This window comes from Kitasatospora sp. NPDC057692, from assembly GCF_042799475.1.
In the GTDB taxonomy this organism is placed as follows: domain Bacteria; phylum Actinomycetota; class Actinomycetes; order Streptomycetales; family Streptomycetaceae; genus Kitasatospora.
This window is the reverse complement of record NZ_JBHVIV010000006.1, coordinates 63,262-78,360: the sequence shown is the minus strand read 5'-3', so window position 1 is coordinate 78,360 and position 15,099 is coordinate 63,262. Positions and strand designations below refer to the sequence as shown.

The following is a 15,099-nucleotide window of genomic DNA, read 5'->3' as shown; positions in this document are numbered from 1 at the left end:
TGCGGCCCACCTCACCCCCCGGTCACCGGGGGGTTACTGGCTGTTGATCGTCCAGCGCGGGCCGGACGGGGTGTCCTCGATCACCAGCCCGGCCAGGCCGAGCTGGTCGCGGATGGCGTCCGCGGTCGCGAAGTCCTTGCGGGCCCGCGCCGCCTGGCGCTGGTCCAGGACGAGGCGGACCAGCGAGTCGACCACGCCGTGCAGGTCCTCGCCGCGCTCCGCCCCGACCCACTGCGGGTCGAGCGGGTCCAGACCCAGTACACCGAGCATCGCACGGACCTCGGCCAAGCGCGCCACCGCGCTCTCCTTGTCGTCCGCGGTGAGGGCGCTGTTGCCCTGGCGGACGGCCGTGTGCACGATCGCGAGCGCCTGCGGCACGCCCAGGTCGTCGTCCATCGCCTCGGCGAAGGCCGGCGGCACCTCGGGCGCCGCGTCGACCGGCCCGCAGCGCTCCACGGCGCGCTGGACGAAGCCCTCGATCCGGCCGAATCCGGCCTCGGCCTCGCGCAGCGACTCCTCGCTGTACTCGATCATCGAGCGGTAGTGCGGGGCGGCCAGGTAGTAGCGGAGCACGATCGGCCGCCAGCGCCGGACCATCTCGGAGACCAGCACCGAGTTGCCGAGCGACTTGCTCATCTTCTCGCCGGCCATGGTGACCCAGGCGTTGTGCACCCAGAAGTTGGCGAAGTCGTCGCCGTAGGCCTTGGACTGGGCGATCTCGTTCTCGTGGTGCGGGAAGATCAGGTCGAGCCCGCCGCCGTGGACGTCGAAGGCCGGGCCCAGGTACTTGTGGGCCATCGCCGAGCACTCCAGGTGCCAGCCCGGACGGCCGCGGCCCCACGGGGTCTCCCAGCTCGGCTCGCCCGGCTTGGCCGACTTCCACATCGCGAAGTCGCGCGGGTCGCGCTTGCCGGTCTCGCCCTCGCCGGAGGGCTGCAGCAGGTTGTCCAGCTTCTGGTTGGAGAGCGCGAGGTAGTCGGGGTACGACTTCACGTCGAAGTAGACGTTGCCGTCGGCCTCGTAGGCGTGGCCCTTCTCGATGAGCCCGCGCATCATCTCGACCATCTCGGGGATGTGCCCGGTCGCACGCGGCTCGACGGTCGGCGGCAGGCAGCCGAGGGCGTTGTAGCCGTCGTTGAAGGCGCGCTCGTTCTCGTAGGCGATCTGCCACCACGGCGTGCCGAGCTCGCGCTCCTTGGCGATGATCTTGTCGTCGATGTCGGTGACGTTCCGGGCGAAGGTCACCTGGTAGCCGCGGTAGGCGAACCACCGCTGCATGACGTCGAAGTTGAGGTAGGACCGGATGTGCCCGATGTGTGGCGCCGACTGGACGGTAGCGCCGCACAGGTAGATCGAGACACAACCCGGTACAAGCGGGACGAAGTCGCGTACCTGTCGGGTGCTGGTGTCGTACAGTCGAATGCTCACAGCGTCAAGCGTAGTGGGCGGCAGGGGGTGCCCCGCGACATTCCGGAATGTCAAGACCCCCGACAGAGCCTTTTCCGTCGGGTGACACCCCGGGACCGCCCCCGCCGCCCGTGGCTCAGATCGAGCCGACCACCTTCCGCGGCGTGATCCGGACGATCACGCGCACGTCGTCCGGACCGTCGTAGCCGTACGTCTCCTGGCCCTGGTACTTCTGGGACAGCTCGTTGATCAGCTCCCGGCCGCCCTCGCGGGTCAGGGTGACCTCGCCGCGCACCTCCAGGTAGGTGTACGGGTTCTCCGGCGGGTTGACCAGCAGCGAGACCCGCGGGTCCTTCACCAGGTTGAGGTGCTTGCGGCGCCCCTCGACGGTGGAGAACAGGATGTCCTCGCCGTCACGCTTCACCCAGACCACGGAGGACTGGGGGCTGCCGTCGGGCTGGATCGTGGTGACCACGGCGAAGCTCTTGGCGTCGATCAGTGCCTTGGCCTGATCGGAGAGTTGGGCGCTCATCGGATACCTCATCTCGTCGGTGGCGGGTACGGCCCGAGGGGGGAAGCCCCGCACGGGCCCGAACCCGAACACTATCGACCCGGGCCCGCCTGACCCCCGGTGAACACCCGTCAGCCCGGGATTGTTCCCCCGCCGCCACCCAGCCGCCTCCCCAGCCGCGTCCCCGGCCGAGGACCGCCGCCGCGGGCCTCAACGCCGCTCGTACACCAGCGCGGTGGCGATCGCCGCGAGCCCCTCCGCGCGCCCGGTGAGGCCGAGCCCGTCGGTGGTGGTGCCGGAGACCGCGACCGGGGCGCCGACCGCGGCGCCGAGCGCGGCCTGCGCCTCCGCCCGGCGCTTGCCGATCTTCGGCCGGACCCCGATCACCTGGATCGAGACGTTGCCGATCTCGAAGCCCGCCGCGCGGACCAGCCGGGCCGCCTCGGCGAGCAGCGTCACCCCGGAGGCGCCGGCCCACTCCGGCCGGTCGGTGCCGAAGTGCGCGCCCAGGTCGCCGATCCCGGCGGCCGAGAACAGCGCGTCGCAGGCCGCGTGCGCGGCCACGTCGGCGTCCGAGTGCCCGGCCAGGCCGTCCCCGGCGCCCGGCCACTCCAGCCCGGCCACCCGGAGCGGGCGGCCGGGCTCGAAGGCGTGCACATCGGTGCCGATGCCGACCCGGGGGATGACGGGGGTCTGCGGATCAGTAGGCATCGGCGGCCCTCCGGCGGGCGAGTACGGCCTCGGCGAGGACGAGGTCCAGCGGACGGGTCACCTTGAAGGCCTCCTCGTGGCCGGGCACGACGACCACCCGGCCGCCGAAGCGCTCGACCAGGCCCGCGTCGTCGGTGACCGGCGGCAGGCCGCCGCCGGCCGCCGCGGACTCCTCGGCCAGCGCCTTGGCGTGCACCCCGGCCAGCGTGTCCCGGCGGAAGCCCTGCGGGGTCTGCACCGCGCGCAGGGTGGACCGGTCGGGCGTGTCGAGCACCGGCTCGGGCCCGCCGGGCACCGGCTCGACCCGCTTGACGGTGTCGGCCAGCGGCACCGCCGGCACCACCGCCTCGGCCCCGGCCCGGACGGCGGACGCCACCGCGTCCACCACCTCGACCGGGACCAGCGGGCGGGCCGCGTCGTGCACCAGCACGATGCCCACCTCGGCGGGGATGGCGGCCAGGCCGAGCCGGACCGACTCCTGGCGGGTCGCCCCGCCGGCCACCACCCGGATGTCCTTGCCCTCCAGTCCGTGGCCGTCGAGCAGGGCGACGACCTCGGCCACCCCGTCGGCGGGGGCGGCGACCACGACCAGGCCGACCGCCCGACTGCGGGTGAGCGCCCGGACGGCGTGCACCAGGAGCGGCACGCCGCCCAGTTCACGCAGGGCCTTGGGGGCGCCCGGCCCGAGGCGCTCGCCGCGGCCGGCGGCGGGCACCACTGCTGCTGCGACTGCTGCTGTGGCGTTCAGGTTTCACTCCTTCGGCGAAGTGGGTATGGCCATGGCGTGCACGACGGGCGCGGACCCCTTCCGAAGCACCACCGTCTTCCGCCCGCTACAGCAGAAGAAACGGTCATGCAGACCCGAGGCCGTCCAGGCCGCTCGGGTGCGGGGGCGTCGTCCGGACACGCCTCAGCGCCCGAAGTGCCACTGCACCACCCGCGGACCTTCGGTCCGGTGGGCGGCGCGCCGGCATCGGGCGCTGTGAGCGTTGTGGAGCGGACGGCCGCTACGAGGCGAGCACCTCGTCGAGCAGCGTCTCCGCCTTGTCCTCGTTGGTGTTCTCCGCCAGCGCGAGCTCGCTGACGAGGATCTGGCGCGCCTTGGCGAGCATGCGCTTCTCACCGGCGGAGAGGCCGCGCTCGCGCTCGCGGCGCCAGAGGTCGCGCACGACCTCGGCGACCTTGATGACATCGCCCGAGGCGAGCTTCTCCAGGTTCGCCTTGTAGCGACGGGACCAGTTGGTCGGCTCTTCGGTGTACGGTGCGCGCAGCACCTCGAAGACCCGGTCCAGACCTTCCTGGCCGACCACGTCGCGAACGCCGACGAACTCCGCGTTCTCAGCGGGCACGCGGAGCGTCAGGTCTCCCTGCTGCACCTTGAGCACCAGGTAGGTCTTGTCCACACCTTTGATCTGGCGAATTTCGATGGCCTCGATCAGCGCGGCCCCGTGATGGGGGTAGACCACCGTGTCGCCAACCTTGAACGTCATGTGACAGGACCCCTTCCGTGGCTTTCCAGAATAACACGCTTTTCGGCGCACCCGAAGGGCGTTTTCGCAGGTCAGGGCCGGTCTCGGGGCTTGACAAGGACCCCCATGACGTGCTGCGACCGGTGTTCGAGGAAGGCTTCCCGCAGGTCGGAGGCGGTTCCGCCGCCCGCTGAAACCTCTGGCAACACTCCCGAAACCGTGATTTGATCTTGAGCTTTCACCGTTTATCGGGCCGTTTCCGGATCGTGATCCGATCTTGGTCGGCGCTTGACCTGGACACGCGGAGGTGCCGCCGTCCGGACGCCCGTCCGCACCCGGTGCGCGACACGAAGGGGCCACCCCGTGAGGACGGCATAAGCGAGGTCGATAATCTGAGACCTGACCTTCCGACACGTGACTTAGGAGAAGCCGCCGCCGTGAGCCGCAGCCTTCGACGCGGCAGCATCGCCGCCCTCGCCGCCCTGGCCATCGCCTCGCTGTCCTCCTGCGCCGCCGGGAACACGCCGGCCACGCTGCAGATCAAGCCCGACAACGCGTCGGCCACCCTGGGCACCGACGTCCGGCTGAACAACATCGTCGTGGTCACCGGGGACGAGTCCTCCGGCGAGCACACCGGCCCCGCCAATGTGACGGTGAACATCAGCAACAGCGGGACCGAGGTGCTCGAGCTTCAGTCCATCACCGTCGCCGGTGGCGCCCCCGCCACCTTCGCGGACGACAAGGGCGCCCCGCTGACCAGCATCTCCGTCCCGGCCGGCGGCGCGCTGCTGCTCGGCGGGCCGGGCAACCCGACCGCCAGGGTCGCCTCCACCACCGTGAGTGTGGGCGGCTACGTGGCGACCTCCTTCACGTTCAAGAACCACGACAAGCTCGACACCGAGGCCCAGGTCAGCCCGAACAAGGACCTGTACAAGGGCTACGGTCCGACGGCCCCGGCCGCCGTGCCGAGCAAGGCCGCCACCGCGACCGGCACCCCGGCCGCCGGCGCCACGACCGGCACGGCCGCCACCCCGGGTGCCACCGGCACCGCGTCGGTCCCGGCGGTGCCGGCCGCCCACTGAGGCCCGGCGCCGTCGCACCGCGACAACGCGAACGCCCCTCCGGCCGGTGCCGGAGGGGCGTTTCGTGTTCCCGCGCTGGTGTTCCCGCGGTGCCGCGGTGCCGCGTTCCCGCGTCACCGGGCCCGCTGACCCGGGTCTACGGCTCGAACTTGTAGCCGAGGCCGCGCACCGTGACCAGGTAGCGCGGCGCGCCCGGGTCCGGCTCGATCTTCGCCCGCAGGCGCTTCACGTGGACGTCCAGCGTCTTGGTGTCGCCGACGTAGTCCGCGCCCCAGACCCGGTCGATCAGCTGCATCCGGGTGAGCACCCGGCCGGCGTTGCGCAGCAGCATCTCCAGCAGGTCGAACTCCTTGAGCGGCAGGTCGACCTTGGCGCCGTCCACGGTCACCACGTGCCGGTCGACGTCCATCCGGACCGGGCCCGCCTCCAGGGCGCCCGGGCCGCCGCCGTCGCCGGGGCCCTCGTTCTCGCCTCGGCGGCGCAGCACCGCGCGGATCCGGGCGACCAGCTCACGGGTGGAGTACGGCTTGGTGACGTAGTCGTCCGCGCCTATCTCCAGACCGACCACCTTGTCGATCTCGCTGTCCTTGGCGGTGACCATGATCACCGGCACGTTGGAGCGGACCCGCAGCTGGCGGCAGACCTCGGTGCCGGGCAGCCCCGGCAGCATCAGGTCGAGCAGGACGAGGTCGGCGCCGTTGCGTTCGAACTGCTCCAGGGCGTCGGGGCCGGTGGCGGCGATGGCCACCTCGAAGCCCTCCTTGCGGAGCATGTACGAGAGGGCGTCGCTGAACGACTCCTCGTCCTCGACCACCAGTACTCGGGTCACGATCAGGCCTCCGGGGCAAGCTGGGGGGTTGTTTCTGACAGGGGTTCCGCGGACGCCCCCGCACGGGGCCGGTCCACGGGTGCCTGCCCGGCGGGCAGGCGGAGGGTGAAGGTGGAGCCCTGGCCCTCGACGCTCCACACCGACACGGTGCCGCCGTGCGAGGCGGCCACGTGCTTGACGATGGAGAGGCCGAGGCCGGTGCCGCCGGTCTGCCGGGAGCGGGCGGGGTCGACCCGGTAGAACCGTTCGAAGACCCGCTCGCGGTCCTTCTCCGAGATGCCGATGCCCTGGTCGGTCACCGAGATCTCGATGAGCTCGCCGTCGGCCTCGCCCAGCGCGGCGGCGCTGGATATCCGGCGGGTGGCGATCGCGACCCTGGTCCGCGGCGGGCTGTAGTTGACGGCGTTCTCGACGAGGTTGCCGAGCGCGGCGGCGAGCTGGCCGCGGTTGCCGTGCAGGTAGAGGCCGGCGATGCCGCCGGCCGCGATGAGGATCTGCTTGGCGGCGGCCTGCTGGCGGCAGCGGTCGATCGCCTCGGCGATCAGCTCGTCCACCGCGACCGGCTCCGGGTCGACCATCAGCCGGTCGTCCTGGACCCGGGAGAGGTCGATGATCTCCTGGACCAGGCTGGCCAGCCTGGTCGCCTCGATCTGCATCCGGCCGGCGAAGCGCTGCACCGCCTCCGGGTCGTCGGCCGCGTCCGCGACCGCCTCGGAGAGCAGCGAGAGCGCGCCGACCGGGGTCTTGAGCTCGTGGCTGACGTTGGCGACGAAGTCGCGGCGGACGGCCTCCACCCGGCGGCGCTCGGTCTGGTCCTCGACCAGCACCAGGACCAGCCGGGAGCCCAGCGGGGCGACCCGGGCCGAGACCGCGAGCGGTTCGACGGCACGCGCCGCGCCCGGGCGGGGCAGCTCCAGTTCGAGCTGGCGGATCTCGCCGTCCCGGCGGGTGGAGCGGGCCAGCGCGAGCAGTTGGTCGACGGCGACCGCGCCGCCGCGCACCAGGCCCATCGCGTACGCCGCCGAGCTGGCCTTGACCACGTCGTCGCCCTCGCCGAGCACGATCGCGCAGGAGCGCAGCACGGAGAGGACCGTGTCGACCCCCGGCGGCAGCGGGGGTTCCTGCGCCGGGGCCAGACCCTGGTGACGGCCCTGGTTCCGATTGGTTCCGCCGTACCTGCCCCTCGCCTGCTCGCGCTCGCTCCAACGGAAGGCGATCGAGGCCGTGAGGCCGACGCCGAGCCCGGCTATGGCGCAGGCAGCGGCGGCGGCCACGTTCACGTCCATACCGCCAGCCTAAGCGCACGGTGCGGGCGCTCCCCAAGGGCCCGATCAAGGGATCGGCCACGCGTTGCCGAGAATTCACCTTCAGGTGGCCGTCGATTCACCGAACGGGTCGTGCGTGGTCGCCCGGACGGCCCAGAGTGGGCGCCGGAGCCCGTGTGGGAGGGACGGCACGGCCGGACGGCCGCCCGCCGCCCCGGGTGTGCGCGTACGATGCGCGCCACCAGCAGCGGTCATCCGTACGGCGTCCGGAACGCCGTACCGGACGACCGGTCGGCACCGCCACCGACACAGCTACTGAGGAGAGAGCATGCGCGACGCGTACCACGAGGAACTCGACTCGATCGGCGACAGCCTGGTCGAGATGGCCCGGCTGGTCGGTTCGGCCCTCGGGCGGGCCACCACCGCGCTCCTCGACGCGGACCTGGCGCTGGCGGAGAGCGTGATCGCCGCCGACGAGAAGATCAACGAGCTGCACCACGAGCTGGAGAACCGGGCGATCGACCTGCTCGCCCGTCAGCAGCCGGTCGCCACCGACCTGCGCATCGTGGTCACCTCGCTGCGGATGAGCGCCGACCTGGAGCGCTGCGGCGACCTCGCCCAGCACGTCGCCAAGGTGGCGCGGCTGCGCTACCCCGAGTCGGCCGTCCCCGTCGACCTGCACTCGACGGTCCTGGAGCTGGGCCAGCTGGCCCAGCGGCTGGTCGCCAAGGCCGGCCTGGTGATCGCCACCAAGGACGTCGACAAGGCGCTGGAGCTGGAGCAGGACGACGACGCGATCGACGCGCTGCACCGCGAGCTGTTCGCGCACCTCATCGACGAGCGCTGGCACCACGGCATCGAGACCGCGGTGGACGTCACCCTGGTCGGCCGCTACTACGAGCGGTTCGCCGACCACGCGGTCTCGGTGGCCAAGCGTGTGGTGTACCTGGTGACCGGCGAGCACGTGGAGGAGTTCGTCGCGGCGACCGAGGCCGCCGCCGCGGTGGAGTGACCTTCGGGGCGGTCCGCCGCCCGAGGACGGCGGTCGTCCCCGGGGGCGGGTAAACCCGGGGCCGGGGTGGTGGGGGAGCACGAGCAGCCGGACTCCCCACCACTGCGCGCCCGTTGACGCTCCCTCCGGTCAGCGGTTTCACTCGAAGCCGTGGGCACCGAAGCGTGCCCGTCCGAAGGAGGGGTCAGCGCGATGAAGGCACACCCGACCGGCCCGGCATCGGCTCCCGAGACCATCGAACCGCCCGCCCCGAAGCTGCTGCCCGTCCTCGCGGCCGGCTGCGGCTGCGGACCGGGCTGCGGCTGCGGCTGCCAGTCCGGCGCCCCCTGCCAGTGCGGCGGGGTCGACGGCGGCTGCTGCGGCCACTGAGACCGTCCGTCCATCTCCTCCCCCGGCGCCACCGCGGAGCTCCGGGGTGCGCGGCTGCCGTGGGAGACGGCCGCGCACCCCGGTCTCCTCACCGCCGGGCCGCCGACGGGGTCCGCTGGGAGAGCACCCGCCGGGCGGTGGTCCCGCCCGACGGGCCGGGCGTCAGAACGTGACGTCCGTGCAGGAGTAGAAGGCGTTGCCGGTGTCCGCGACGTCCCAGACCGCGACGACCACCTGGTGGCCGGTCCGGCCGGACGGCAGGGTCGCGGTGTGGCTGAGCGTGCTGGGCACCTGGGTGCCGTTGTAGGGGACGTTCAGGAACGGCGTCAGCTCCAGGTTGGCCCGGGTGACCTTCTGCGTCGCGCTGTAGCCGGGCTTGGTCAGGTAGTACCGGAAGCCCGAGGTGGCGTGCCGGGCGGTGAACCGCCAGGTGAAGGTCAGCCGCTGGCCCGCGGAGACCGCGGTGGTCGGCCAGGCTCCGCCGCGCGGGTCGTCCAGCTCGGCGAACCGGCTGTTGCCCCCGGCGCAGATGAGGCCGTCGGCCGGCCCTCCGCCCGGGAAGCCCTTCGACCCCTCGACGCTCTGCGGCTCCCAGCGGATCGCTCCGCAGTCGGTGACGGTCCCCGCACCGCAGAGCGCGGCCCGGCTGGGCGGGGTGGTGATGTAGCCGTGCGACTGCGCCGGCAGCGCGACCGCGACCGGCACCGCGAGGGCGGCGGTCACGGCTCCGACGACATGACGTGTGCGCATGGTGCTCCTCCGTGGGGGTGGATGGAGAGTGCGCCGGGCGCGGACACGCGCGCGTGGGGGGCTGGCATGCCTGCGCCAGGTCGGTGGTCACACCGTAGGAGCCGCCACCCGGGCCGTCAATGGTCTGAACCATTTCTGCGACAGGGCGAACTCCCCCGGAACGCCGTCGACTTGAACGCGAAGGGCCCCGCTCCCCCGAAACCGGGAGCGGGGCCCTCGACGGCCGGTCAGGCCTACTTCTTGCCCTGGTTCTTCACGGCCTCGATCGCGGCGGCGGCGGCCTCCGGGTCGAGGTAGCGGCCGCCCGGGACGATCGGCTTGAAGTCGGCGTCCAGCTCGTAGACCAGCGGGATGCCGGTCGGGATGTTGAGGCCGGCGATGTCCGCGTCGGAGACGCCGTCGAGGTGCTTGACCAGCGCGCGCAGGCTGTTGCCGTGGGCGGTCACCAGGACGGTCCGGCCCGCGGCGAGGTCCGGGACGATGGCGTCGTACCAGTACGGCAGCATCCGCTCGACGACGTCCTTCAGGCACTCGGTGCGCGGACGCAGCTCGCTCGGGATCTCGGCGTAGCGGGCGTCGCCGGCCTGCGAGAACTCGGAGTCGTCGGCCAGCACCGGCGGCGGGGTGTCGTACGAGCGGCGCCAGAGCTGGAACTGCTCCTCGCCGAACTCGGCCAGGGTCTGGGCCTTGTCCTTGCCCTGGAGCGCGCCGTAGTGCCGCTCGTTCAGGCGCCAGCTGCGGCTGACCGGGATCCAGTGGCGATCGGCCTTGTCCAGGGCGATCTGCGAGGTGCGGATGGCACGGCGCAGCAGCGAGGTGTGCAGCACGTCCGGCAGGAAGCCCTCGGCGGCGAGCAGCTCGCCACCGCGCGCGGCCTCCTTCTCGCCCTTCTCGTTGAGGTCGACGTCGACCCAACCGGTGAACAGGTTCTTCTGGTTCCACTCGCTCTCGCCGTGGCGGAGCAGGATGAGTCGGTACGTCGTGTCAGCCATGGCCCCCAGCTTAGTGGAGCCCCGAAAACCACTGGTCGTGGCCTCGCCAGGCGGGTAAGGTGTGCTCCGCACCAGAGACTCTTACCTGCCTGCTGAGCGGTCCTGCCCGTACGGCTCAGCGGACGTCCGCCTGCCCGGGAGCCCCCACATGCCCGACCCGTCCCTCACCACCCGTGCCTCCAGAGCCGTCACCGAGGCGGTGAGCGGACTCCCGCGCCAGTTCTGGTGGCTCTGGACCAGCACGCTCATCAACAAGCTGGGCGCGTTCGTGGTGACGTTCCTGGCCCTCTACCTGACCACCGACCGGGGCTACTCGGCCTCGTACGCGGGTCTGGTCGCCTCGCTGTTCGGGCTGGGCTCGGCGATCGCCTCCCTCGTCGCCGGGGTGCTGGCCGACCGGATCGGACGGCGGCCGACCCTGGTCGCCGCCCAGCTCGGGACCGCCCTGTTCACCGCGCTGCTCGGCTTCAGCGACGGGCAGGTGGCCATCGCGGCGGTCGCCTTCCTGGTCGGCTTCTGCAACAACGCAACCCGGCCGGCGACCTCCGCGATCATCGCGGACATCGTGCCCGCCGAGGACCGGGTCCGCGCCTTCGCGCTGAACTACTGGGCGATCAACATCGGCTTCGGCCTCTCCGCGGCGGTCGCGGGCCTGATCGCCACCCACGGCTACCTCACGCTGTTCCTGCTGGACGCGCTCTCCACGGTGGTCTGCGCGGTGGTCATCTTCGTGCGCATCCCGGAGACCAGGCCCGACGCCGCCGCGGCCCCGGGCGGAGCGGCGGCCCGGCCGGCGATCGGCCTCGGCGCGGTGTTCCGGGACGGCCGCTTCATGGCGGTGGTGGTGCTCAACCTGCTGCTCGCCCTGGTCGCCCAGCAGGGCTCCACCACGCTGGCCGTGGACATGGGCCGGGCCGGCATCACCTCCACCCAGTACGGCCTGGTGATCGGCCTCAACGGCCTGCTCATCGTGGTGCTCCAGATCCCGCTCACCCGGTGGATGGAGGGCCGGGACCGGACCGCTCTGCTGGTCGCCAGCGCGCTGCTCATCGGCTGGGGCTTCGGGCTGACCGCGCTGGCCGGCTCCTCGGCCTGGTTCTACGCCTTCACCGTGGCGGTCTGGACGCTCGGCGAGATCCTGAACGCGCCGACCATGATGGGCCTGGTCTCCGAGCTGTCGCCGGCCGAGGCGCGCGGCCGCTACCAGGGCGTCTACTCGCTCTCCTGGTCGCTCGCCTCGTTCCTCGGCCCGGCGGCGGGCGGGGTGCTGCTGGAGCGGGCCGGCAGCGGGGTGATGTGGGGGGCCTGCGCCGTGCTCGGCACGGTCGCCGCCGGCGGGTACGTCCTGCTCGGCCGGCGGCCGGGGGCGGCGCTGGCGAAGTCCGCGGCCGTGGCGGCGGCCCCGGCGCCCGGCGCGTCCCCGGTCGCCGACACGCCCCCGGTCCCCGGTGCGGAGCGGGCCGCCGAGCCGGAGCGGGCCCCGGCCGGCGGCTGAGCAGGACGGCGGCTGAGCAGGACGGCGCCGCGGCTACTCGGCGGACACCGGCGGGGCGTCCGGGCCCGGGACGGCGAGGTGGGCGAAGGCGGCCAGGTTGCGGGTCGACTCCCCGCGCTTGGTCCGCCACTCCCACTCCCGCCGGATCGCCGTGGCGAACCCCAGTTCCAGCAGCGTGTTGAACGGCTCGTCGGCGTTCTCCAGCACCGTGCCCAGCAGCCGGTCCACGACGTCCGGGGTCAGCGACTCCAGCGGCAGCCGGCCCGCCAGGTAGACGTCCCCGAGCCGGTCGACCGCGTACGCCACGCCGTAGAGCCGGGTGTTGCGCTCCAGCAGCCAGCGGTAGACCGCCTCGTGGTTCTCGTCCGGGCGGCGGACCACGAAGGCGTTCACCGACAGCGTGTGGTCGCCGACCCGCAGGGCGCAGGTGGTGCTCAGCTTCCGGGTGCCCGGGAGGGCCGCCACCAGGGTGTACGGGTCGGCGGCGGCCGGCTCCCAGGCCACCCCGGCCTCGTCCAGGGCGGTGCGCAGGAGGGTCAGGGCCTCGTCCTTGGTGCGGATTGCCATGGGGGTGACGTTACTCGGCGGTACGCGCGCGTGCAGGAGCGGATCCGGAGCAGCCGCGCGGGCGGCGGCTCAGGGCCGCCGCTGGCGCGCCCCGGCCAGCCGGCCGACCGACCGGGCCAGGCTGCCGGCGTACACCTCGGCGGTGGTCGCGGCGGCGGTGTCCCAGCCGAACCCGGCCGCGTGCCGGGCCGCCGCGGCGCCCCGCCGGGCCACCAGCCCCGGGTCGGTGGCGTACGGCTCCAGCGCGTACGACCAGTCCACCGGGTCGTGGCCGGCCACCAGGGTGCCGGTCTCGCCGTCCCGGACGGCGACCGGCAGACCGCCCACCGCGGCCGCCACCACCGGCGTGCCGCAGGCCTGCGCCTCCAGCGCGACCAGCCCGAACGACTCGCTGTACGAGGGCATCACCAGCGCCGTCGCGGCCCGGTACCACTCGGCGAGCAGCGCCTGGCCCACCGGCGGGTGGAACCGCACCACGTCGCCGATGCCCAGCTGGGCGGCCAGCTTGTGCAGGCTCTCCGGCCGGGCCAGCCCGGTGCCGGACGGCCCGCCGACCACCGGCACCACCAGCCGCTCGCGCAGCTCCGGGCGCCGCTCCAGCAGTACGGCGACCGCGCGCAGCAGCACGTCCGGGGCCTTCAGCGGCTGGATGCGGCCGGCGAAGAGCAGCACCGCGGCGTCGGCCGGCAGCCCGAGCCGGGCCCGGGCGGCCCGGCGGGCCCGCTCGGCGCCCGGTGCCGCCGGGCGGAACACGTCCAGGTTGACGCCCGGGTGGACGACGGCCAGCTGGTCCGGGCGCGCCGCGTAGAACCGGGCCAGCTCGGCGGCCTCCTCGGTGGTGTTGGCGATCAGCCGGTCGGCCGCCTCCACCACCTGGGTCTCGCCGATCACCCGGGCCGGCGGCTCGGGGGTGTCGCCCTCGGCCAGCGCCGCGTTCTTGACCTTCGCCATGGTGTGCATGGTGTGCACCAGCGGCACACCCCAGCGCTCGGCGGCCAGCCAGCCGACCTGGCCGGAGAGCCAGTAGTGCGAGTGGACCAGGTCGTAGTGGCCGGGGCGGTGGCCGGCCTCGGTGCGCAGCACCCCGTGGGTGAAGGCGCACAGCTGGGCGGGCAGGTCCTCCTTCACCAGTCCCTCGTACGGGCCGGCCGTGACGTGCCTGACCAGCACGCCCGGGGCCAGTTCCACGGTGGGCGCGTCGTCCGAGCAGATCGCCCGGGTGAACACCTCGACCTCGATGTTGAGCTCGGCCAGGCGCTTGGCCAGCTCCACGATGTAGACGTTCATGCCTCCCGCGTCGCCCGTCCCCGGCTGGTGCAGCGGGGAGGTGTGGACGCTGAGCATCGCTATCCGGCGCGGGCGGCGCCGGCCGCCCTGGACGAGCGACTGGAGCCGGCCGCGCGCGGGCGTGGCCGGCTGGGCACGGCGAACCGAACGGACGGGGTGCTGGATCACCTGGCTGGAGCCTCCTCGTGTACTGCCCGCCTCAGCAGCCCTGCTTGCCTGCTGCCTGCTGTTCTGCCTGCTGTCCGGTGTGTGCGCCACCGCCCGCGGGCCGCACGTCCGCGGCGCCCGGTGCGGCGCGCCCGACCGCTGCCCCGTCCGGGCACACATCACCACCAGTCTGCCAACCACGCGATCGCCGACCGGCATTCCCGGGCCGCCGCATGAGATGGACCACCGCACGGGACGGACCACCGCACGGGACCGGCCGCCGCACGCCACGGGCCGCACCGCCGGCGGCCGCCGTGGGCCCCGTACCCTGTGGGGCATGGCCGCCTCCTCCCCCGACACCGCGACCGCGCCCGCGCCCGCGCCCGCCCGCGGACGGGCCGGGAGGCCGGTGGGCACCGTCACCCGCGGCACCACCAACACCAACCGGCTGCGCCGGATGGACCGCTGGATCGCCCACGCGCTCGGCCCCGCGCTGCGGTCCGCCGGGCACCCGCCGGTCGCCGTCGACCTCGGCTACGGCGCCGCGCCGTGGACGGCCGTCGAGCTGTCCGGGAGGCTGCGGGCGGTGCGGCCGGACGTCCGGGTGGTCGGGATCGAGATCGAGCCGGCCCGGGTCGCCGCGGCGCTGCCGTACGCGGTGCCGCCGCTGCTGACCTTCCGGCGCGGCGGCTTCGAGGTGCCGCTGGACGGCGGGACCCCCGCCCAGCTGATCCGGGCCGCCAACGTGCTGCGGCAGTACGACGAGTCGGCGGTGGCCGGGGTCTGGGAGCGGCTGTGCGCCCGGCTGGCCCCGGACGGGCTGCTGGTCGAGGGCACCTGCGACGAGATCGGCCGACGGCACGTCTGGGTGGCGCTCGGCCCGGAGGGGCCGCGGACGGTCACCTTCGCGGCCCGGCTGGGCGGCCTCGGCCAACCCTCGGACCTGGCCGAACGGCTGCCGAAGGCGCTGATCCACCACAACGTGCCCGGGCGGCCGGTGCACGCGTTCCTGCGCGACTTCGACCGCGCCTGGGCGGCGGCCGCGCCGTACGGGGCGTTCGGCGCCCGGCAGCGCTGGGTGGCGGCCTGCGGCTCGCTGGCCGGGTCCTGGCCGCTGGTCGACGCGCGCGGGCGGTGGCGGCAGGGCGAGGTCACCCTGCCCTGGACGGCGCTGGCCCCGTAGGCCCCGGACCCGCCGCACCCGGA

At 73.5% G+C, this 15,099-nt stretch carries 16 protein-coding genes; 5 read left to right on the top strand and 11 right to left on the bottom strand.

The window, feature by feature from the left end; genetic code table 11:
* Positions 1 to 33 precede the first annotated feature (33 nt).
* From cysS to ACFVFS_RS05440, 5 genes are all read right to left on the bottom strand, one after another.
* Entirely contained in the window at positions 34 to 1,428 is a 1,395-nt protein-coding gene (cysS, locus tag ACFVFS_RS05460) for a cysteine--tRNA ligase (RefSeq protein ID WP_380620429.1), read from the bottom strand.
* A gap of 115 nt (positions 1,429 to 1,543) precedes the next feature.
* Positions 1,544 to 1,939 (bottom strand): PPOX class F420-dependent oxidoreductase, encoded by a 396-nt coding sequence (locus ACFVFS_RS05455; protein WP_380620427.1) that lies wholly within the window; start codon positions 1,937 to 1,939, stop codon positions 1,544 to 1,546.
* Positions 1,940 to 2,128: 189 nt separating this feature from the next.
* Entirely contained in the window at positions 2,129 to 2,629 is a 501-nt protein-coding gene (gene ispF / locus ACFVFS_RS05450; RefSeq protein ID WP_380620425.1) for a 2-C-methyl-D-erythritol 2,4-cyclodiphosphate synthase, read from the bottom strand.
* Entirely contained in the window at positions 2,619 to 3,377 is a 759-nt protein-coding gene (gene ispD, locus ACFVFS_RS05445) for a 2-C-methyl-D-erythritol 4-phosphate cytidylyltransferase (RefSeq protein ID WP_380620667.1), read from the bottom strand. The genes ispF and ispD overlap by 11 nt, the downstream gene beginning before the upstream one ends.
* Positions 3,378 to 3,636: 259 nt before the next feature.
* A complete protein-coding gene (locus ACFVFS_RS05440) occupies positions 3,637 to 4,119 on the bottom strand; it encodes a CarD family transcriptional regulator (protein WP_030244332.1) in 483 nt (160 codons plus the stop codon).
* 416 nt (positions 4,120 to 4,535) lie between these two features.
* Between ACFVFS_RS05440 and ACFVFS_RS05435 the strand changes: the two genes are divergently transcribed.
* Positions 4,536 to 5,180 carry a DUF461 domain-containing protein gene (locus ACFVFS_RS05435; RefSeq protein ID WP_380620423.1) on the top strand — a complete coding sequence of 215 codons (645 nt, stop codon included), beginning with the start codon at positions 4,536 to 4,538 and terminating at the stop codon, positions 5,178 to 5,180.
* Positions 5,181 to 5,316: 136 nt separating this feature from the next.
* Here the strand turns inward: ACFVFS_RS05435 and ACFVFS_RS05430 are convergent, their stop codons facing one another.
* Entirely contained in the window at positions 5,317 to 6,009 is a 693-nt protein-coding gene (locus tag ACFVFS_RS05430; protein WP_030305055.1) for a response regulator transcription factor, read from the bottom strand.
* Positions 6,010 to 6,011: 2 nt separating this feature from the next.
* Complete coding sequence (locus tag ACFVFS_RS05425) at positions 6,012 to 7,295, bottom strand: sensor histidine kinase (RefSeq protein ID WP_380620421.1); 1,284 nt, start codon at positions 7,293 to 7,295, stop codon at positions 6,012 to 6,014.
* A 307-nt stretch (positions 7,296 to 7,602) separates the two neighbouring features.
* Between ACFVFS_RS05425 and phoU the strand changes: the two genes are divergently transcribed.
* Entirely contained in the window at positions 7,603 to 8,286 is a 684-nt protein-coding gene (gene phoU, locus ACFVFS_RS05420; RefSeq protein WP_380620419.1) for a phosphate signaling complex protein PhoU, read from the top strand.
* Between the two features lie 192 nt (positions 8,287 to 8,478).
* Complete coding sequence (locus ACFVFS_RS05415; protein WP_380620417.1) at positions 8,479 to 8,655, top strand: hypothetical protein; 177 nt, start codon at positions 8,479 to 8,481, stop codon at positions 8,653 to 8,655.
* 162 nt (positions 8,656 to 8,817) lie between these two features.
* Here the strand turns inward: ACFVFS_RS05415 and ACFVFS_RS05410 are convergent, their stop codons facing one another.
* Together ACFVFS_RS05410 and ACFVFS_RS05405 are read right to left on the bottom strand one after the other, a co-directional pair.
* Positions 8,818 to 9,405, bottom strand: a complete 588-nt coding sequence (locus ACFVFS_RS05410; protein ID WP_380620415.1) for a lytic polysaccharide monooxygenase — start codon at positions 9,403 to 9,405, stop codon at positions 8,818 to 8,820.
* Positions 9,406 to 9,638: 233 nt separating this feature from the next.
* The gene (locus ACFVFS_RS05405; protein WP_380620413.1) at positions 9,639 to 10,397 is read right to left on the bottom strand and encodes a phosphoglyceromutase; all 759 of its coding nucleotides are present in this window, start codon (positions 10,395 to 10,397) and stop codon (positions 9,639 to 9,641) included.
* Positions 10,398 to 10,545: 148 nt separating this feature from the next.
* Between ACFVFS_RS05405 and ACFVFS_RS05400 the strand changes: the two genes are divergently transcribed.
* A complete protein-coding gene (locus tag ACFVFS_RS05400; RefSeq protein WP_380620411.1) occupies positions 10,546 to 11,892 on the top strand; it encodes an MDR family MFS transporter in 1,347 nt (448 codons plus the stop codon).
* A gap of 33 nt (positions 11,893 to 11,925) precedes the next feature.
* On the opposite strand, the gene ACFVFS_RS05395 is transcribed toward ACFVFS_RS05400, so the two are convergent.
* Positions 11,926 to 12,459, bottom strand: a complete 534-nt coding sequence (locus tag ACFVFS_RS05395) for a YbjN domain-containing protein (RefSeq protein ID WP_380620409.1) — start codon at positions 12,457 to 12,459, stop codon at positions 11,926 to 11,928.
* 69 nt (positions 12,460 to 12,528) lie between these two features.
* The gene (mshA, locus tag ACFVFS_RS05390) at positions 12,529 to 13,911 is read right to left on the bottom strand and encodes a D-inositol-3-phosphate glycosyltransferase (protein WP_380620665.1); all 1,383 of its coding nucleotides are present in this window, start codon (positions 13,909 to 13,911) and stop codon (positions 12,529 to 12,531) included.
* A 319-nt stretch (positions 13,912 to 14,230) separates the two neighbouring features.
* On the opposite strand from mshA, the gene ACFVFS_RS05385 reads away from it, so the two are divergent.
* Positions 14,231 to 15,076: a class I SAM-dependent methyltransferase gene (locus ACFVFS_RS05385; protein WP_380620407.1), complete on the top strand. Its 846-nt coding sequence runs from the start codon at positions 14,231 to 14,233 to the stop codon at positions 15,074 to 15,076.
* Positions 15,077 to 15,099: the final 23 nt, after the last annotated feature.